The sequence below is a fragment of the Streptomyces sp. NPDC001108 genome (assembly GCF_053598535.1).
This window is the reverse complement of record NZ_JBSFKL010000012.1, coordinates 106,019-124,868: the sequence shown is the minus strand read 5'-3', so window position 1 is coordinate 124,868 and position 18,850 is coordinate 106,019. Positions and strand designations below refer to the sequence as shown.

The following is an 18,850-nucleotide window of genomic DNA, read 5'->3' as shown; positions in this document are numbered from 1 at the left end:
AAAGGACCCCTCCATGGGTCTCGCTAGCCTCCTACTCCTGCTCGCCATCGCCGGTTACGCAGCGTTGTGCATGGTCAAGCCGTTCGGCCCGTGCCGCAAGTGCCGGGGCACCGGCCAGACCGACACCCGTAAAGGCTCCGAGACATGCCGCCGCTGCCACGGAACCCGCCACCGGCTCCGCGTCGGCCGCCGCATCCACAACCACGCCGAACGCATCCACACCACCGGCACCCGCCCCGCACCCACACACGACCGAAACCCCGGCCCCGACCACTTCCACCACTGACCGAGAGGAACTCCGGTGACCACCGAACGCTTCGAAACCCTGCGCTACACCGCCGACGTGATCGCCATCAGCGACGGCCGCGTCCTGCTCATCGAACGCGGCTGGGCCCCCTACGAAGGACACTGGGCCCTGCCCGGCGGCCACGTCGACCCCGGCGAGACCAGCCGCGCCGCCGCCGCCCGCGAGCTGGCCGAGGAAACCGGCGTCCAGGTCGACGCCGCCGACCTCATCCAGGTCGGCGTCTGGGACCAGCCCGGCCGCGACCCCCGAGGCCGCTACATCACCGCCGCCTACCTGGCCACCATCCCCGCCGACACCCCGGCCGTCGCCGGGGACGACGCCCGCGCCGCCCGCTGGTGGCCGCTCGACGCGCTGCCGCCGCTCGCGTTCGACCACGCCGACATCCTCCGCACCGCCACCCACACCCGGTAGCTACGCCGACGGCGGCCCCCGTCTCGCCAAAGCCTGGGGCCGCCGTCGTCTACCAGCACTTCTCACAGAACTGGAGATACCCAGCATGACTCAACCTGTCCCGATCCGGCGAGAGGGCCACCGGCCGCGTCTCCTGGATCTGTTCTCCTGCGCCGGCGGCGCGGCCATGGGCTACCACCGGGCCGGGTTCGAGGTGACCGGCGTGGACATCGTCGAGCAGCCGAACTACCCGTTCGCCCACCACGTCGCCGACGCCGTTGAGTTCGCCGCCGAGCACGCGGCGGAGTACGACTTCATCCACGCCTCCCCGCCCTGCCAGACCCACAGCGCCCTCACCAAGGGCACCAACAAGGGGCGCGAGTACCCCGACTTCCTCGGCCCGATCCGAGACGTCCTCACCCGGTCCGGCCGGCCGTTCGTCATCGAGAACGTGGCCGGGGCCCCGCTCCGCCGCGACCTCGTCCTCTGCGGCGAGATGTTCGGTCTCGGTGTCATCCGCCACCGGGTCTTCGAGGTGCACGGCCTCACCCTCCCGCAGCCGGCGCACCTCCCGCACCGGGGCCGCGTCGCCGGAATGCGACACGGCCAGTGGTTCACCGGCCCGTACTACGCCGTCTACGGCGAGGGCGGTGGGAAGGGCACGGTCGCCCAGTGGCAGCAGGCCATGGGCATCACCTGGACCAGCGTGCGCCGCGAGATCGCCGAGGCCATCCGCCCGGCCTACACCCACTGGATCGGCACCCACGCCCGGCACAGCCTCCGCGCCAAGGCGGTGACCGCATGAACACCCACCATGGGACCGCCCTCGAACTGGCGGCGACGGGTGTGCCCGTGCTGCCGCTGCGGGCGGGCAAGCGCCCGGTCGGCAACTGCCCCGCCTGCACGGACAACGCGTGCGGCGGCCGGCCGAACATGAAAACCCCCGGCCCGTGCGCCTGCCCGCGCCCGTGCCACGGCTGGGCCGCCGCCACCACCGACCCCGCCGTACTCCGGTCCCCCGCATGGGCCGGGGTATGGCGGCAGGCCCACGCGGTCGCCTACCACCCCGGCGGGGCCGGGGTCACCGTCGTCGACCTCGACGACGCCGACGCCATCGCCTGGGCCCGCCGGGCGCTGCCCCCGACCCGGACCGTGCCCACCACCCGGGGGGAGCACTGGATCTACCTGGGCGCGATGCAGTCCTCGAACAAGGTCCGCCCCAGCGTCGACGTCAAGTCCGAGATGTCCTACGCCCGGTGGCTCGGGCCCGGCACCGGGACGATGACCCGTCTGCCGGACACCGTGCGCGCGCTGGTCGTGAAGAAGCCGCCGGCCGTCCGGCCTGTGCCCGTCGCGGTGCCGGGTCTGGGCGGGGGCGGGGAGTGCCGTCACCGCACACCCGCCTACCTGGAGCGCGGAATCGCCATGGCCGAGCAGCGCATCGCCGAGGCGAAGAGCGCGGTCCACGCGACCGTGTACCGGACGTTCCTCGCGGTGCTGTCCGCGCACGGCCGGTGCGGCTGCCTCACCGACACGCACATGCAGCGGCTGTTCGCCGCCGCGCAGGCCAAGGGCGAAGGGCCCCGGCACTGCGCGGACGCCTGGTCCAACGCCCGCACCGCGCTGGGGATGTGACCTGTGTCCGACGACGAGAAGACCCCGGCCCGTGAGGTCATCACCGATTACGCGCAGGCGCACTTCCGGTACTTCCGCACGACCGAGGGCACCGTCTATGCCCAGCGGATCGGCCACCCTGTGGCCCGCCCGATCCGCTCCCAGGGCACCACGGGCAGCCACCGGCAGGAGCTTATGGTCGACCTCTTCAAGGACGGGGTCGGCGTCTTCAACGGCACGTCGATGAAGGAGGCGTTGGACTTGATCGAAGCGCTCGCGCTCAGCCAGGACGTGCAGCCCACCCACATCCGGGTCGCTCCCGGGTTCGACGGGGCGACCTGGCTCGACCTGGGCCGCGACGACGGGCAGTCCGTCCGCATCCACCCCACCGGCTGGGACATCCGCGTCCCCGACCCGCGCGAGGTGTGCTGGCGCCGCACCCAGCTCACCGGCGAACTCCCCATGCCCGCCCGCGACACGAACGCCAAGGGCATCGACCTCCTCCTGCGGCTGACGAACTTCACCGGCGCCGAATCCGAAAGCCTGGCGCTCGCCTGGCTCGTCGGCTGTCTGGCGCCGGGCATCCCGGTCCCCGCGCCGTTCCTCACCGGCCCCCAGGGCGCCGGGAAGTCGACGGCGGGCCGGATGCTCGTACGGATCATCGAGGGCATGACCGGGGACCTGCGCCGGGCCCCGAAGGACGAGGAGAGCCTGATCACGGCCGTCGCCGCCGGATGGGTCACCGCCCTGGACAACCTGAGCCACCTGGCCCCGGACCTGTCCGACCTGATGTGCTGCATCGTCACCGGCGCCGAGTCCATCAAAAGGGCCCTGTTCAGCGACGGCGACGTCTACCGCTCCCGCTACCGCCGCCCCCTGCTCCTGACCGGCATCGACGTCGGCGTCATCCGCCCCGACCTCGCCGAACGCCTCCTCCCGCTACGCCTGGAACGGCCCAAGGTGCGGAGGACCGAAGCCGAGCTGTGGGCGGAGTTCGAGGAGGCCCTGCCCGTCATCCTCGGCTCCCTCCTCGACCTCACGGTCGCGGTCCGCGCGGCCGAGGCGGAAACGCCCACGGACCTGCGGATGGCAGACTTCGCGCACCTGTGCGCGCAGCTCGACACCGCGCAGGGCTTCCGGACCCTGGCCGCGTACCGGGCCAGCCTGGACGACCTCAACGACGACGTCATCGAGGGCGACTTGATGGCACAGACCGTCCTCAAGCACGCCGCCACCCTCGACCCGGGCGCGGAGCAGCGCATGACGTCCTCGGAATGGCTGCACGCCCTCACCACCCTCTACAGCGGCGACGAACTCCGCGCACTGCCCAAAGGGTGGCCGACCACCGGCAAAGTCCTCTCCGACCGGCTCAAGCGCCTCCAGCCCACCCTTGCCGCGCGAGGGGTCCTCATCGACTGGGGCCGCACCCGAGAGGGCCGCTACGTCGAAATGACCCGCCAACCGGTCCCGCCGCCCCACGAGCAGCCCCCGCTGCTCTGACCGGCGCAGCCGACAAGCAAGAGGAGCACGCCCCCTGCCGTGTCGCCCGGGCGTGCTCCTCTTGCAGTTCGGCGGCTTGCCGCCCAAAGGACGCGCCGCTTCGCGGCTCCGCATTCACGCCTTTCAGGCACGTACCACAACAGAAACCACCCCTTCTTTTTTCTTAAGAAGGGAAGCTCTGCGTCACAGCGTCACCAGACGGCCCGAACCACCCCCTGACCAGCCGCAACAGGCGTGACGCAGAGGGCCAATCCTGCGTCACCTCTGCGTCACCTGCGTCACAGCCCGCGTCACCATGACGGACGCCTGCGTCACGGATGACGCACTCCGGCACCTCTGCGTCACACCAAAACCCCAGCTCAGAGGGCATACGTGACGCTCGTGACGCCGTGACGCAGAAAATCCCAGCTCGGACACACGCGCCCACCCCCGCGCCTCCGGAGGACCGCCAGCATGAGCATCACCGCACCCGCCGACCGCTTGCTCTACCGCCCGGAAGAAGCCGCCGAAGTGCTCAGCATCGGCCGCTCCACGCTCTACGAGCTGATGACCGCCGGGCTCCTGGAGTACGTAAAACTCGGCCGCTGTCGGCGCATCCGCCGCAGCGCGCTGGAGCAGTACGTCGACGGCCTGATCCCCGAGTCCCACTGACCCACCTGAACAACCGTGAGGCGCCGCCGGGCATCCGGCGGCGCCTCACGCGTGGAGGAAACTTGAGCCCCCGCAAGGCGAACATGGAGTCGTCCGTCTACCTCGGCTCGGACGGCTGGTGGCACGGCCGGGTGACCGTAGGCGTCAAGGCCGACGGAAGCCCCGACCGACGGCACCGCATGGCGAGAAGCGAGCCGGAAGTACGCCGCAAGATGAAAGAGTTGGAGAAGCTCCGAGACGAAGGGCGCGCGCCGAAAGCTGGTCGCAAGCCCACCGTCGCTCAGTGGATGACCACCTACCTGGACACCATTGCCAGCCTGAAACTGAAGCCCCGTTCGCTCGATGACTACTGGTCGAAGACACGGAACGACATCGTTCCCGGCGTCGGCCAGCACCGGCTCGACAAGCTCGCCCCGGAGCACTTGGAGCGGATGTACGCCGACATGCTGCGGGCCGGACACGCGCCGTCGCACGTTCTCAAGGTTCACCGCATCCTGTCGCGCGCTCTGAAAATCGCGCACCGGCGCCGCTTGATCACCGAGAACGTTGCCACGCTCGTTGACCCGCCGACTGCGGACGAGACCGAGGCGAATCCATTCACCCAGGAGGAAGCGAAGGCGTTCCTCGAAGCTGCTGCCAAGCGACCCACCTTCATGCGTTGGATCGTCGGTGTCGGCATGGGCTTCCGTCAGGGCGAGACGCTCGGATTGCGCTGGCCGTACGTGGACCTGGAGGCAGAGCTGTTTCGCCCGGAGTGGCAGCTCCAGCGCCTCACCTGGCGCCACGGATGCGATGACCCGCACGCTTGTGGAGCACGCCTTCATCGGTTCGATCCGTGTGGGCCGGACTGCTCCTCGCACGGGGGTTACAAGCGAGGCTGCCCGAAGCCGTGCCTGAAGGACTGCGCGAAGCACGCAAGCGCCTGCCCGGAACGCAAGGAGGGCGGTCTCGTCTTCACGCGCCCCAAGACCAAGAAGAGCCGGAACGCCGTACCGATCCCGCCCGTCTTCATTTCGTTCCTCAGCGACCACAAGGCCCAGCAGGATGAGCTGCGGGCTGCGGCCGGCGACCTGTGGCAGGAGCATAAGGTCGTGTTCTCGCGTCCGGACGGCCGCCCGCTGGACCCGCGCCAGGACTACGAGGAGTTCAAGGAACTGCTCGCCGAGGCCGGAATCGACGACCGTCGCCTGTACGACGGAAGCCGCCACACGGCCGGCACGATCCTGAACGAGCTGGGGGTCGACATGCCCACGATCATGGAGATCCTGCGGCACACCCAGATCAGTCAGACCCGCCGCTACGTGAAGGGCCGATCACACCTGTCGAAGGACGCGATGCGGCGTATGGGCGAGTTCTTCGTACCGCCGCCACAGGCCCCGGCCGAAGCCCCAACTGAGACTAGAACTGAGACTACGGACACCCGCGCGGCTCGTTCCCGCCGACGCCGTCGCGTCCGCTGACATGGAAAACCCCAGCTCGGAGACGATCCGGGCTGGGGTTCGCGCGGAGCCCCCTGTCGGATTCGAACCGACGACCTACGCATTACAAGTGCGTTGCTCTGGCCAGCTGAGCTAAGGAGGCATGCCGGAGCAGTCTAACCAACGTCACACCCCTCGCGGTCCGGAAATTTCGCGGACCTCGAACTACTGACAGATTCCACATGTCCAGGTAGCGTCGCTGAAGGTTCACTCAAGTGGACCAGACCACTCCCGTCACTCGGATCGTCCGGCACGTTCCTGCCGGTGGAGGAGAAGATCAGCATGGCCAGCGTTACGTTCGACAAGGCGTCCCGCATCTACCCCGGCTCCACGAAGCCGGCCGTGGACCAGCTGGAGATCGACATCGCGGACGGCGAGTTCCTCGTCCTCGTCGGTCCTTCCGGTTGCGGCAAGTCGACCTCCCTGCGCATGCTCGCGGGTCTCGAGGACGTCAACGGCGGCGCGATCCGCATCGGTGACCGCGACGTCACGCACCTGCCGCCGAAGGACCGGGACATCGCCATGGTGTTCCAGAACTACGCGCTGTACCCGCACATGACCGTCGCGGACAACATGGGCTTCGCACTCAAGATCGCCGGTGTCAACAAGACCGAGATCCGGGCGAAGGTCGAAGAGGCCGCCAAGATGCTGGACCTCACCGAGTACCTCGACCGCAAGCCGAAGGCGCTCTCCGGTGGTCAGCGCCAGCGTGTGGCGATGGGCCGTGCCATCGTGCGTGAGCCGCAGGTCTTCCTCATGGACGAGCCGCTGTCGAACCTCGACGCCAAGCTCCGCGTCTCCACCCGTACGCAGATCGCCTCGCTCCAGCGCCGTCTGGGCATCACGACCGTGTACGTCACCCACGACCAGGTCGAGGCCCTCACCATGGGCGACCGGGTCGCGGTCCTCAAGGACGGTCTGCTCCAGCAGGTCGACTCGCCGCGCAACATGTACGACAAGCCCGCCAACCTCTTCGTGGCCGGCTTCATCGGCTCCCCGGCGATGAACCTGATCGAGGTCCCGATCACCGACGGTGGCGTGAAGTTCGGCAACAGCGTCGTCCCGGTCTCCCGCGAGGCGCTCTCCGCCGCCGCCGACAAGGGCGACACGACCGTCACGGTCGGCATCCGCCCCGAGCACTTCGACATCGTCGAGCACGGCGGCGCCGCCGCGAAGGCCCTGTCCAAGGACAGCTCGGACGCCCCGGCCGGCCTCGCCGTCTCGGTCAACGTCGTCGAGGAGCTCGGCGCCGACGGCTTCGTCTACGGCTCCGCCCAGGTCGGCGGCGAGGACAAGGACCTGGTCGTCCGCGTCGGCGGCCGCGCCGTCCCGGAGAAGGGCACCAAGCTGCACGTCGTGCCGCGCCCGGACGAGCTGCACGTCTTCTCGACCTCCACGGGTGCCCGTCTCACCGACTGACGCCCGCGCATCACGCGCCCAACGGCCCTGAACAGCCGTGAACGGCCCTGAAACACCCGGCATATCGGGTGCTTCAGGGCCGTTCGTCAATGCGCAATTCGAAAAGTCCCCTCGAACCATCCCTCGCAAGAGTGACGGAATGTTGTCACGGCATTACCGGCCGCTACGCTCGCTGCGTGACCCACACTGCGCGCCGCATCGGCCGATCCCTTGCCTTCGTACTGCCCGTCGTGATGGTCCTCTCCGGGACTCTCGCTGTCACCAGCGTGCCGTGGGCAGCCCACAACTCCGAGCCGCAGGTCCTCGCCGCGGCGACGCACGACATCTCCGCTCGCCCCGCCACGCGCACCCCGCAGGACGCCCTGCGCGACCGGCTGCTCGTGGAGCTCCGGGAGAAGGACCCGGGCGTCGCCCTCACCGACCTCCAGCGCTCCGTCGAGGGCCGCCCCTCCCTCGCCCGGCACTGCATGTCGATCGCCCGGGCGCTGGGCCGCGCGGCCGTCGAGAAGTACGGCCCGACCCGCGCCCACCGCTTCTCCCGCCCCGTCTGCGACACGTCCTTCGCCTCGGGCGTCGCCCGGTTCAGCTGAACCGCCCGCGCCGGGCACCGCGTGCCGGGCACCGCATAGGGTGCCTGGCATGCATACGTATCCGACGCAGGCCGTGGTTCTGGCGGGAGGCCAGGGATCACGGCTGCGCCCGTACACCGATGACCGCCCCAAGCCGATGGTCGAGATCCCGGGCACCGGGACGCCGATCATCGGCCATCAGCTTTCCTGGCTGGCCGCCGAGGGCGTGACCGACGTCGTGGTGTCGTGCGGGCATCTGGCCGAGGTACTGCAGGAGTGGCTGGACTCGGCGGTGCTGCCGCTGCGCGTGACGACCGTCGTGGAGTCCGAGCCGCTGGGGCGCGGCGGCGGCCTGAAGTACGCGGCCGCCCGGCTCCCCGACCCCGAGCAGCCCTGGTACGCCACCAACGGCGACATCTGGACGCGCTTCTCCCTGCGCGAGATGGCCGCGTTCCACGCCGAACGCGATGCGACCGCCACCCTGGCCCTGGCCCGTCCCCGCATCCCCTGGGGCGCCGTCGAGACGGACGCGTTCGGGCACATCACCGACTTCATCGAGTCGCCGCCGTCCCCGTATCTGATCAATGCCGGGGTGTACGTCTTCTCCCCCGCCTTCACGGGGCTGCTGCCCGACCGGGGCGACCACGAGCGGACCACCTTCCCCCGGCTGGCCCGGGAACGCCGGCTGGCCGGCTACCCGCTGCCGCACGGCGCGTACTGGCGGGCCATCGACACCGCGAAGGACCTCACCGAGGCCGCCAAGGAGCTCGACGAGCGGTAGGAGTGGGAGCAGGACGGGCCCGCGCGACGGACGCCCGCAGCGGACGGAGGGGCGGTCACCGGTACGGAAACCGGTGACCGCCCCTCCGTCGCAGGAACTCCGTCGCAGGAACCCCCGTCAGGAACCTCCGTGGCAGGAACCTCCGGCGCCGGAACCTCCGTCGCTCAGCCGAGCAGGCCGCCGATCGGGTTCTGCCCGGCGCCGGACGAGGCGCCGTCGTCCGTACCGCCGCCGTTGTCGGAGCCGCCCGTGGAGCCGCCGCCCGTGCCGGTGGAGCCGGCGGACGTCGGGCCGGAGCTGCTGGCGGACGGGGGCTGCTGCGGGGTCGTCTGCTGCGGGGCCTGCTGCCCGGTGCCCTGGGTCTCGCTGGGCCGGCCGGCACCAGCCACCTGGCCCGCCGTCCCCTGCGTGGTGCCCGCGGTCGGGGTGGGCGGTGCGGTGGGCGCCACGGCGGCGCCGCTGCGGGACGGGGCGGGGCTGCGCTGCTCCGGGCTCTGCGACGTTCCGCCCGTACGGGACTCCTCCGGCAGCGGGACGCCGGGGAGCTGGTTGGTCGGGTCGCCGTTCGGGCCGGGCACCGTGACCACCCCGGAGGAGCGGACCGCGCCCCCGAGCACCGAACCCACCAGCAGCGTCAGGCCCACGACCAGCGCGGCGCAGAGCGCGCCCCGGCGGAGCACCCGGCGGCGCAGGTCCCAGATGGCCGAGCGCGGGCCGAGCCTGCGCCATGCCTCACCGGCGAGCCGCCCGTCGATCGAGTAGACCGGCGCCCCCGCGATGATCAGTGGGCTCCACGCGGCGAGGTAGATGATGTCCGGCGCGTCGTAGGCGGCGACGGTGCGCCAGCTCACCGTGAGCAGCAGGGCGGCCGACAGCAGCGCGCCGACCGCCGCGGCGACCCGCTGCCAGAGGCCGAGAACGGTGAGGACGCCGACGACGACCTGGAGGAAGGCGACGCTGAGCCCGGCGCCGACGGGGTGTGCGAGCGCGAAGTCGCGCAGCGGCTCGGCCTGCGCCCAGGGGTGCAGCGCGGTCAGCCACTTGACCATGGAGCCGCGCTCGCCGCCGTCGAAGAAGACGGGGTCGCAGAGCTTGCCCATGCCCGCGTAGATCGAGATGAAGCCGAGGAAGACCCGCAGGGGCAGCAGGACGACGCCGAGGTTCATCCGGCGGCCGGGGAAGTACGCGTTGCGCACCGAGTCGGCGCTCTCGCGCCCCTCGCGGGCCTCGGCCGTCTCCTCCGCGCCGTCCGCCCCGTCGTCGGGGAAGTCGTCGCCGTAGGCGTCGTAGCTGCCGGGCGGGAACGGGCCGTCGTCGGTGTCGTAGGCGCCGACCGCGCGGCGCATCGGCGGCAGCAGCGGCCCGCCGCCGTAGCCGCCCGGCTGGTGCGGGGCGGTGACGACGGGGGTGGGCTGGGTCTCTTCGAGGAGGTCGATGAGGCGGGTGCCGGCCGTGGCGGGCCCGCCGTCGCCGTCGGCGGGCGTCGCGTAGGGGTCGTACCCGGTGGCGGGGCGGCCCACGGCGGTGTTCCGCACGGCCTGGAGGAGTCCGCTGGCCCCGGCGTCGCCGGGCTCGGACCTGCCGCTCCACACGACGGGCGCGCGTCGGCCGCGGGCCGCTCCTGCACCGCTCATGGCGGGAATCCTGGGGGCGCCGGCCGGGGCCAGACCGCGCAGCCGCGGGCGCTGGCCGGGGGCGAGCCGCACCCGGAAGCTGGCGTGGTTGACGATGACCTGCGCAGGATCGCAGTCCACCTTGGCCATACTCAGGGCGGGTTGGTCGTCGAACCGAGGCGTTCTGGTGTCCACACTCATCTAACCGAGTGATGTGTGGTTAGGACACTGCCTTGACGGCCCCGATGTGTCCGAGGCCCGTCAATGGGGTCGGGTACGGGGGCGGACCTGCCGGGCCGCCCCCGTACCGCCGGGTCTCAGCCCCGGCGGCGGGCGACCTCGTACAGCACGATCCCGGCCGCGACACCGGCGTTCAGCGACTCGGCGCCGCCCGGCATCGAGATGCGGACCCGGTAGTCGCAGGTCTCGCCGACCAGGCGGCCCAGGCCCTTGCCCTCACTGCCGATGACGATGACGACCGGGCCGTCCAGGGCCTCCAGGTCCTCCACCGTGTGCTCGCCGTCGGCGGCGAGGCCGACGACGGTGAGACCGGCCTTCTGGTAGCCCTCCAGGGCGCGGGTCAGGTTGGTCACCCGGGCGACCGGCGTACGGGCCGCCGTGCCGGCCGAGGACTTCCAGGCGCCGGCCGTCATCCCGGCCGCGCGCCGCTCGGGGACGACCACGCCGTGGCCGCCGAAGGCGGAGACGGAGCGGACGATCGCGCCGAGGTTGCGCGGGTCGGTGACCCCGTCGAGGGCGACGATCAGGGGGTCGTCGCCCTCGTCGTACGCGGCGGCGGTGAGGTCCTCGGGGTGCGCGTACTCGTACGGCGGGACCTGGAGGACGAGGCCCTGGTGGTTCAGGCCCTTGGTCATCCGGTCCAGCTCGGCGCGCGGGGCCTCCATCAGGTTGATGTTGCCGCGGTCGCCGGCGAGCTGGAGGGCCTCGCGGACCCGCTCGTCGTTGTCGATGTACTGCTGGACGTACAGGGTGGTGGCCGGGACGCCGTCGCGCAGGGCCTCGTAGACCGGGTTGCGGCCGACGACCATCTCGGAGGAGCCCTTGACGCCGCCGCGGCGCGGGGCGGGGCGGCGGGTCGCGGCCTGCTTGGCCTGGGCGTTGGCGATGCGGTTCTTCACGTGCCCCTTGCGGGCGGAGGCGGGCGGCGTCGGGCCCTTGCCCTCCAGGCCACGGCGTCGCTGGCCACCGCTGCCGACCTGCGCGCCCTTCTTGTTGGACGTGCGGCGGTTCCTGCGCTGGCTGTTCCCGGCCATGACCTACCTGTTTCGTTTGCTGCTCAGAGATGCGCGTCGGACGTGCCTGTCGGACGCGCGCGTGTTGGACGTGTGTACGTAAATGAAGTGTGCCGCCCGGGAGGCCGGACGGCACACTCGGGGCCTACGAGCGTGGGCCGAGGGTCCAGCGGGGTCCGGACGGGCTGTCCTCGATGACGAGCCCGGACTGGCCCAGCTGGTCGCGGATGGCGTCGGCCGCGGGCCAGTCCTTGCGCTCCCGGGCCGCCTGCCGCTGGTCCAGGACCAGGCGGACGAGCGTGTCGACGATCCCGTGCAGGTCGTCGCCGCGGTCGTCGCCGCCGGCCCAGTGGTCGTCGAGCGGGTCGAGGCCGAGGACGCCGAGCATCGCCCGGACCTCCGCGAGCCGGGCGACCGCGCTCTCCTTGTCGTCGGCGGCCAGCGCGGAGTTGCCCTGCCGGACCGTGGTGTGGACGATCGCGAGCGCCTGCGGGACGCCCAGGTCGTCGTCCATCGCCTCGGCGAAGGCGGGCGGCACCTCGGTGGCGGGGGCGACCTGCTCGCCCGCCTTCTCGGTGACGCGCTGGACGAAGCCCTCGATCCGCGCGAACGCGGACTCGGCCTCGCGCAGGGCCTCCTCGCTGTACTCGATCATCGACCGGTAGTGCGGGGTACCGAGGTAGTAGCGGAGCACGATCGGGCGCCACGCCTTGACCATCTCGCTGACCAGGACCGAGTTGCCCAGCGACTTCGACATCTTCTCGCCGGACATGGTGACCCAGCCGTTGTGCACCCAGTACTTGGCGAACTCGTCGCCGTACGCCTTGGCCTGGGCGATCTCGTTCTCGTGGTGCGGGAAGATCAGGTCGATGCCGCCGCCGTGGATGTCGAAGGCGGTGCCGAGGTACTTGTGCGCCATGGCGGAGCACTCCAGGTGCCAGCCGGGGCGGCCGCGGCCCCACGGGGTCTCCCAGCTGGGCTCGCCCGGCTTGACCGCCTTCCACATGGCGAAGTCGCGCTGGTCGCGCTTGCCGGTCTCGCCGTCGCCGGAGGGCTGGCGCAGGTCGTCGAGATCCTGGTTGGAGAGCTCCAGGTAGCCGGGGAAGGAGCGCACGTCGAAGTAGACGTTGCCGTCCGCCTCGTAGGCGTGACCGCGCTCGATCAGGCCCCTCATCATCTCGATCATCTCGGGCACGTGGCCGGTCGCACGCGGTTCGTAGGTGGGCGGGAGGCAGCCGAGCGCGTCGTAGCCGGCGTTGAACGCCCGCTCGTTCTCGTAGCCGATGGCCCACCACGGGCGGCCCTGCTCGGCCGACTTCGCGATGATCTTGTCGTCGATGTCGGTGACGTTCCGGATGAACGTGACGTCGTAGCCGCGGTATTCGAACCAGCGGCGCATGATGTCGAAGTTCAGCCCGGACCGGATGTGCCCGATGTGCGGAGCGGCCTGGACGGTCGCGCCACAGAGGTAGATCGAGACACAGCCCGCGGTGAGCGGGACGAAGTCACGGATCTGCCGGGCGCTGGTGTCGTACAGGCGAAGAGTCACGCCTCCAGGGTAGTGGGCGCGCACCAGTGCCCCGCGACCTCTTGGCACATCGCGGGGCGGACTTCGTGGCGCGGCGGCGGTTCAGACCCGGCCGACGACCTTCCTCGGCGTGATCCGGACGACGACCCGCTCCCCGTCGTCGACGGAGGACGGGTTGAACTCGGCGTACTTCTTGCCGGTGTACTTCAGGGACAGCTCGTCGATCAGCTCCTGGCCGCCCTCGGTGGTCAGCTCGGCGGTGCCGCGGATCTCGGCGTAGGTGTACGGGGCGGCGAACGGCTGCACGACCACGGAGACCCGCGGGTCCCGGCGCAGGTTCCGCTCCTTGCGGCGGCCGGCCGTCGTCGAGATCAGCACGTCGTCGCCGTCCCGCTTGACCCAGACCGGGGAGAGCTGGGGGCTGCCGTCGGGCTGGATGGTGGCGACGGTGACGAAGACGGGGCTGTCGAGGAGTTCCTTGAGTCCTGCGGAGAGTGCGGCGGTCATGGCGTACGTCCTCCCTGAGACGATCGGTGCTTCCTGCTCTGGTACCGCAAACCCCGGCTCAACCGCTCCGATTCCCCTTTTCCCGGCCATTCACCGGAAGGGTGGACGCCAGCACGGCACCGGTCAGCGGTACGGCGGCGAGGACCGCCCAGCGGAGGGGGCCGGGCGCCTGGAGCAGCGCCCCGGTGGCGGCGCTGCCGAGGAGCACGGCGATCCCGGAGACGGACGAGAGCGCCCCGGTGGCCAGCCCGAGCCGCCGGTCGTCGACCAGGTCCGGTACGAGCCCGCGCGCGGCCGGGACCAGCACCATCTGGCCGAGGGTGAGCAGGACGACGAGGACGGCACCGGGCAGCAGCCCGCCGGGCCCGGCGGGGGCGAGCGGAACGGCGGCGAACCCGGCGGCCACGACGAGCAGCCCCGTGACGAGCGCGGTGCGCGGGGCGGTCCGGCGGGCGGCGAAGCGGGTGAGCGGCAGTTGGGCGCAGACGACCAGCAGCGAGGAGAGCGCGAACAGCCAGCCGAGCGCGGACTGCGTCCCGGTGGCCTCCTCCACCTCGGCGGGCAGCGCGAGATAGAGCTGGTTGTACGCGATCAGGTAGCCGCTGTACGCGAGGCAGAGCACCAGGAAGGGGCGGTTGCCGAACACCTCGCGCACGGAGTGCCGGGGGTGGGCCGTACGGGTGACGGGGGCGCGGCGGGGCATCAGCCGGGCGTGTCCGGCGAGGACCGCGACGAAGACCAGCGCGCCCGTGAGGCAGGTGGCCCGGAAGCCGTCGTCGAGGAGCAGGAGCAGGGAGCCGAGCAGCGGTCCGACGAAGGCCCCGGCCTGTCCGGCGGCGGAGAAGACGGCGAGGACCTGGGCGCGCGGGGTGCCGGTGGCCCGTTCGTGGCGGACGGCCTCGCGGGCGGTCTCGGACTCGACGGCGGGCGAGAACAGCGCGGCGGCGAAGCCGATCAGGACCACCGCGGCGATGACCGTCGCGGTCGATCCGGCGACGGCCAGCCAGCCGAATCCGGCGATCCGCAGGGCGCAGCCGGCGAGGACGACGGGCCGGGGCCCGTACCGGTCGGTGAGGGCGCCGCCGACGACGAAGAGGCCCTGCTGGCTGAAGGTGCGCAGGCCGAGGACGAGGCCGACGAGCCAGCCGGCCATGCCGAGACCGGTGCCGAGGTGTCCGGCGAGGTAGGGCAGTACGGCGTAGAAGCCGATGTTGAAGGCGAACTGGGTGGTGGTGAGGAGGCGGAGGTAGGGGGTGGTGGTCCGTACGGGGGTCCCGACCGCCTCCGTTCCGGGGGCCGTCATGGCGCCTTCGTCCGGCCGCGGACCGCCGTCGCGGTGAGGACGGTCAGGGCGCCGAGGACGGCCAGGGCGGCGGCCGGGGCCAGTACGGGCCAGGGGGCGCGTTCGGCGTACGGCAGGTTCTCCGCGAGCATCCGGCCCCACTCCGGCGCCGGGGGCTGCGCGCCCAGGCCGAGGAAGCCGAGCGAGGCCAGCGCCAGGGCGATGGCCGGTACGCGCAGCACGGCGTGGCGCAGGACCGGGGGCAGCACGGCGGGCAGCAGGTGGCGCCGGGCCACGTGCCAGGGGCCGGCGCCCGCCGCGCGGGCCGCCGCGATGTGCGGGGCCGCCTTCTCCTGGGTGTACAGGGCGGTGGTGTGGGCGGCGAGCGGGGCCCAGGCGACGGCCGCCACGGCGAGGGCGGCGCCCCACGGGCCGGGGCCCGCGATGCCCGCGACGACCAGGCCGGAGAGGATCGCGGGCAGGGCGTTGGCGCTCTCGGTGAGCGCGCCGGCCCGCACCGCGCCGAGGGCCAGCCCGGCCAGCAGGGTCGCGGCGGAGACGGCGAGCGCGGTGAGGACGGTGCGGGCGGCGCCGTGGCCGAGGCGGGCCAGCACGTCGCGGCCGAGCTGGTCGGTACCCAGGGGGTGGGCGGCGGACGGGGCGGCGAGCCGGGCGGCGGCGTCGACGTGCAGCGGGTCGCGCAGCAGCCCGGCGACGGTGACCGCGACGAGGAGCGCGGCGAGCAGGACGGCCCCGGCGGTGAGCAGCCGCCGGGCGGGCAGCACCGGGGGGACCAGCGCGGGGAGCGCCCCGTCGCGCAGGGCGGGGCCGAGCAGGGTGCGGGCGGCGAGCCGGGTGACGGCGCCGGCGAGGACGCCGAGGAGCAGCAGGACCAGTACGCAGGACTGGAGGACCGGCAGGTCCTGGGCGAGGGCCGCGGCCAGCGCCGTACCGCCGAGGCCGGGCACGGCGTACAGGGTCTCGACGGCGACGGCGCCGCCGGTGAGTCCGACGACGACCAGGCCGAGCTGGGGCAGCAGTCCGGGCAAAATGCGGCGCAGGGCGTGCCGGGCGACGCGGCGGCCGGGCAGTCCGCCCGCGGCGGCCGCCCGCGCCCACGGTTCGGCGAAGGCGGCGGGCAGCGCGTCGTCGAGCAGCCGGCCGAGCAGCGCGCCCGCCGGTACGCCCATGGCGAGCGCGGGCAGCACCGCCTGGGCGGGGCTCCCCCAGCCGAGCGCGGGCAGCCAGCCGAGCCGTACGGCGACGACGGCGGCCAGCACGGCGGCGAGCAGGAACTCCGGCAGCGCGGCGAGGACGGCGGCGAGCGCCCCGGCCCGCGCGGTGACGATCCGCCGCCGCGCCCCGCGCCGCAGGGTGCCCACGCAGAGGGCGGCGGCCAGCGCCAGGGCGACGGCGAGCGAGAGGCCCATCAGGGTGAGCGAGACGCCGAGCGCGGACCGGACGTCGGGGGCGACCGGCTGCCCGGAGACCCAGGAGGTGCCGAGGTCGCCGTGGAGCAGCCCGGCCAGCCAGCGGCCGAGGACGGTGAGCGGGCCGCCGTCGAGTCCGGTCTCGGCGCGGATCGCGTCGAGGGTCTCGGGGGTGGGCGGCCGGTCGGCGTACCGGGCGTGCAGGATCGTGAGCGCCGGGTCGGTCCGGGTCAGCCGGGGCAGCAGCCCGATGACGGCGACGACCGCGAGGAGGGTGCCCAGCCGCCCCGCCAGGTGCTTCACCCGGTCACCCGACGCGGGTGTCGGCGGTGATCAGGGTCCGTTCCATCGGGTCGAGCGAGACGCCGTGGACGCGGCTCTCGTCGTAGCCCTGGACGAAGCGTTCGTGGAGCAGCGGGACGAGGGCGTCGGTGCCGAGGACACCGGCCTCGGCGGCCATCTCGGCGCGGTGGCGGGCGGCGGTGTCGGCGAGGGCTCCGGCCTTGTCCACGGCGGCGTCGACGCGCTTGTCGCAGAGCTGGGAGATGTTGAAGCTGCCGTCGCAGGTGAAGTCGGAAGCGAGGTAGGAGACCGGGTCGGCGGTGTCCAGGAGGGTGTTGCGGGCCTGGATGAACGCGTCGAACTTCCCGCCCAGCGCGTCGGCCTCCAGCTGGGCGTAGTCCCGGACGACCTGCTTGACGGTGAAGCCGCGAGCGGTGAGCTGCTGCTGGACGACGGTGGCGACCTCGGGCAGTTCGGGCCGGTTGGTGTACGTGGCGAGGACGATCTCCCCCGTCTTCGCGACCTGTTCCTTGCTCGCGGCCTTCGCCCGGTGGGTGGGGGCGGTCCGGTCGGCGGCGGCCCAGGGGACGCCGGGGCCGAGGAGGCCCTTGGCGGTGTCGGCGCGGCCCTCGTAGACGCCCTTGACCAGGGCGGCGGAGTCGATCGCCTCGCGGGCGGCGGCGCGCATCGCCGGGTCGGCGAAGACCCCGCGCCGGGTGTTGAGGGAGAGGCCGTTGGTGCGGGCGGAGGGGAATTCGTGGACCAGCCCGTCGCCGAGGAGGGGCGCCTGGGAGAGCGGTACGTACTCGGCGACGTCGGCGGCCCCGGTGCGCAGGGCGTTGGCGCGGGCGGTGCCGTCGGCGACGAACTTCACGTCGACTCCGGGTGCCTTGGCCTTGCCGCCCCAGTAGCCGTCGTTGCGGCCGAGGGTGGCGCTGACGGCGCCGTTGACCTTGGTGAGGGTGAAGGGGCCGGTGGCGTGCCCGGCGGGGTCCACCTTGCCGCCGGTGTACGCGGCGCCGGAGAGGATCGTGAGGGAGGGGTTGGCCAGGCGCTGGGGCAGCAGCGGGTCGGGGGCCGCGGTGGTGATCCGTACGGTTTTCGTGTCCGGGGTGGCGACGGTGAGGCGGGTGTCGCTGAGGACGCGCGGCTTGGGGGACGCCTTCTCGGCGGCGCGCAGCGAGCGGGCGACGGCGGCCGCGTCCAGCTTCGTGCCGTCCTGGAAGCGGGCCTCGCGCAGGGTGAAGGTCCAGGTGCGGTCGTTCTCGCGCTTCCAGGAGGTGGCGAGGGCGGGCTTGGGCGCGCCGTCGGCGTCCAGTGCGGTGAGGCCCTCGATCACGGCGAGCCGGCTGAGGGTGACCGCGTCGTCGCCGTAGGGGGACATGGCCTGGGCGGGCGGGAAGGCCATGACGACCCGGAGCCGTTGCGCACCGCCGCCCGAGCTGCCGGAACCGTCGGATCCGTTCGAGGACGAACAGGCGGTGGCCAGCGGGACGAGGAGGGCGGCGGCGAGGAGCGCCGCGGGCAGCGCGGGGCGACGGCTTCGGGGCAGGGACATGAAAGCGACCTTATAGAAAATGATTGTCATTTAAAAGATGGCGGCGTTACCGGACCGGGGCGGCGGACACCGGAGCCGTCACCGGCATCGGCAGTTCGAAGTGGACGATGCCCTGCCCGCCGCCCGGGAACACGCGCTCGTCGCAGACCTCCTCGGCCAGCGAACGCCAGAACGGCTCCGCGCCGGGCACCGCCGGATCGGTGTGCAGGTAGATCGCCTCGTACCCGCCCGCCCGCGCGGCGAAGTCGCACAGCTCGCGCACCAGCCGCCGGGCCAGCCCGTGCCTGCGGTGGCCGGGGGCGACGTAGATCCGGCAGAGCTGGGCGGTGGTGCCGGACGGGAAGCGGTCCGCGACCCACTGCGGATTGGGCGGCGCCTGCGGGCCCCGGTCGCGCACCGCACCGGTGGCGACGATCTCCCCGCCGTGCTCGACGACCAGCAGGGTGCACCGCTCCGGCCGGAGATAGGCGGCCTCGGGGTCGATGATGTCGGCGTGCCAGCGCGGCACGTAGCCGGACTTCAGATCGCGGTAGACGGTGTCCAGCATCACGGCCCGCGCCCCGCCGAGATCGGCCGGGGTGGCGGTGCGCAGGACGTATCCGTCGGCCTCGGGCGCCGCCGGCGCCTGGGTCATGGTGCTCATCGGCGGCTCACCGTTCTCCTGCCTCTACGACACATCGCTTGCCGT

At 72.5% G+C, this 18,850-nt stretch carries 18 protein-coding genes and 1 tRNA gene; 10 read left to right on the top strand and 9 right to left on the bottom strand.

Annotated elements, in window-relative coordinates; all coding sequences use genetic code 11:
- Window positions 1–13 precede the first annotated feature (13 nt).
- The 7 genes from ACWC97_RS25110 (at window position 14) to ACWC97_RS25080 (ending at window position 5,922) form a co-directional block, all read left to right on the top strand.
- Window positions 14–286, top strand: a complete 273-nt coding sequence (locus tag ACWC97_RS25110) for a hypothetical protein (RefSeq protein WP_450651670.1) — start codon at window positions 14–16, stop codon at window positions 284–286.
- 15 nt (window positions 287–301) lie between these two features.
- Entirely contained in the window at window positions 302–718 is a 417-nt protein-coding gene (locus tag ACWC97_RS25105; protein ID WP_450651668.1) for an NUDIX domain-containing protein, read from the top strand.
- An 85-nt stretch (window positions 719–803) separates the two neighbouring features.
- The gene (locus ACWC97_RS25100; protein ID WP_450651666.1) at window positions 804–1,502 is read left to right on the top strand and encodes a DNA cytosine methyltransferase; all 699 of its coding nucleotides are present in this window, start codon (window positions 804–806) and stop codon (window positions 1,500–1,502) included.
- Window positions 1,499–2,332 carry a bifunctional DNA primase/polymerase gene (locus tag ACWC97_RS25095; RefSeq protein WP_450651664.1) on the top strand — a complete coding sequence of 278 codons (834 nt, stop codon included), beginning with the start codon at window positions 1,499–1,501 and terminating at the stop codon, window positions 2,330–2,332. The genes ACWC97_RS25100 and ACWC97_RS25095 overlap by 4 nt, the downstream gene beginning before the upstream one ends.
- A gap of 3 nt (window positions 2,333–2,335) precedes the next feature.
- Window positions 2,336–3,811, top strand: a complete 1,476-nt coding sequence (locus ACWC97_RS25090; RefSeq protein ID WP_450651662.1) for an ATP-binding protein — start codon at window positions 2,336–2,338, stop codon at window positions 3,809–3,811.
- Window positions 3,812–4,264: 453 nt separating this feature from the next.
- On the top strand, window positions 4,265–4,462 hold the full coding sequence (locus tag ACWC97_RS25085; RefSeq protein WP_450651660.1) for a helix-turn-helix domain-containing protein: 198 nt from the start codon (window positions 4,265–4,267) through the stop codon (window positions 4,460–4,462).
- A 62-nt stretch (window positions 4,463–4,524) separates the two neighbouring features.
- Window positions 4,525–5,922, top strand: a complete 1,398-nt coding sequence (locus tag ACWC97_RS25080) for a tyrosine-type recombinase/integrase (protein WP_450651658.1) — start codon at window positions 4,525–4,527, stop codon at window positions 5,920–5,922.
- Window positions 5,923–5,969: 47 nt separating this feature from the next.
- Here ACWC97_RS25080 and ACWC97_RS25075 read toward each other — a convergent pair.
- Window positions 5,970–6,043, bottom strand: a tRNA-Thr gene (locus ACWC97_RS25075).
- 179 nt (window positions 6,044–6,222) lie between these two features.
- On the opposite strand from ACWC97_RS25075, the gene ACWC97_RS25070 reads away from it, so the two are divergent.
- The 3 genes from ACWC97_RS25070 (at window position 6,223) to ACWC97_RS25060 (ending at window position 8,709) form a co-directional block, all read left to right on the top strand.
- Window positions 6,223–7,359 (top strand): ABC transporter ATP-binding protein, encoded by a 1,137-nt coding sequence (locus tag ACWC97_RS25070; RefSeq protein WP_352279043.1) that lies wholly within the window; start codon window positions 6,223–6,225, stop codon window positions 7,357–7,359.
- Between the two features lie 176 nt (window positions 7,360–7,535).
- The gene (locus ACWC97_RS25065) at window positions 7,536–7,949 is read left to right on the top strand and encodes a hypothetical protein (RefSeq protein WP_352279042.1); all 414 of its coding nucleotides are present in this window, start codon (window positions 7,536–7,538) and stop codon (window positions 7,947–7,949) included.
- Between the two features lie 49 nt (window positions 7,950–7,998).
- Complete coding sequence (locus ACWC97_RS25060; RefSeq protein ID WP_352279040.1) at window positions 7,999–8,709, top strand: nucleotidyltransferase family protein; 711 nt, start codon at window positions 7,999–8,001, stop codon at window positions 8,707–8,709.
- 164 nt (window positions 8,710–8,873) lie between these two features.
- On the opposite strand, the gene ACWC97_RS25055 is transcribed toward ACWC97_RS25060, so the two are convergent.
- The 8 genes from ACWC97_RS25055 to ACWC97_RS25020 all read right to left on the bottom strand — a co-directional run bounded on the left by ACWC97_RS25055 (window position 8,874) and on the right by ACWC97_RS25020 (window position 18,805).
- Window positions 8,874–10,472, bottom strand: a complete 1,599-nt coding sequence (locus ACWC97_RS25055; RefSeq protein WP_450651787.1) for a DoxX family membrane protein — start codon at window positions 10,470–10,472, stop codon at window positions 8,874–8,876.
- 167 nt (window positions 10,473–10,639) lie between these two features.
- Window positions 10,640–11,596: a 23S rRNA (guanosine(2251)-2'-O)-methyltransferase RlmB gene (gene rlmB / locus ACWC97_RS25050; RefSeq protein WP_450651657.1), complete on the bottom strand. Its 957-nt coding sequence runs from the start codon at window positions 11,594–11,596 to the stop codon at window positions 10,640–10,642.
- 124 nt (window positions 11,597–11,720) lie between these two features.
- Entirely contained in the window at window positions 11,721–13,124 is a 1,404-nt protein-coding gene (cysS, locus tag ACWC97_RS25045; RefSeq protein ID WP_352279037.1) for a cysteine--tRNA ligase, read from the bottom strand.
- 81 nt (window positions 13,125–13,205) lie between these two features.
- Window positions 13,206–13,610: a PPOX class F420-dependent oxidoreductase gene (locus ACWC97_RS25040; RefSeq protein WP_450651655.1), complete on the bottom strand. Its 405-nt coding sequence runs from the start codon at window positions 13,608–13,610 to the stop codon at window positions 13,206–13,208.
- Between the two features lie 58 nt (window positions 13,611–13,668).
- Window positions 13,669–14,913 carry an MDR family MFS transporter gene (locus ACWC97_RS25035; RefSeq protein ID WP_450651653.1) on the bottom strand — a complete coding sequence of 415 codons (1,245 nt, stop codon included), beginning with the start codon at window positions 14,911–14,913 and terminating at the stop codon, window positions 13,669–13,671.
- Window positions 14,910–16,625: an ABC transporter permease subunit gene (locus ACWC97_RS25030; RefSeq protein ID WP_450651651.1), complete on the bottom strand. Its 1,716-nt coding sequence runs from the start codon at window positions 16,623–16,625 to the stop codon at window positions 14,910–14,912. The genes ACWC97_RS25035 and ACWC97_RS25030 overlap by 4 nt, the downstream gene beginning before the upstream one ends.
- A 4-nt stretch (window positions 16,626–16,629) precedes the next feature.
- Window positions 16,630–18,162 (bottom strand): ABC transporter substrate-binding protein, encoded by a 1,533-nt coding sequence (locus tag ACWC97_RS25025; RefSeq protein ID WP_450651649.1) that lies wholly within the window; start codon window positions 18,160–18,162, stop codon window positions 16,630–16,632.
- Between the two features lie 46 nt (window positions 18,163–18,208).
- Window positions 18,209–18,805: a GNAT family N-acetyltransferase gene (locus ACWC97_RS25020; protein WP_352279030.1), complete on the bottom strand. Its 597-nt coding sequence runs from the start codon at window positions 18,803–18,805 to the stop codon at window positions 18,209–18,211.
- Between the last annotated feature and the right edge of the window lie 45 nt (window positions 18,806–18,850).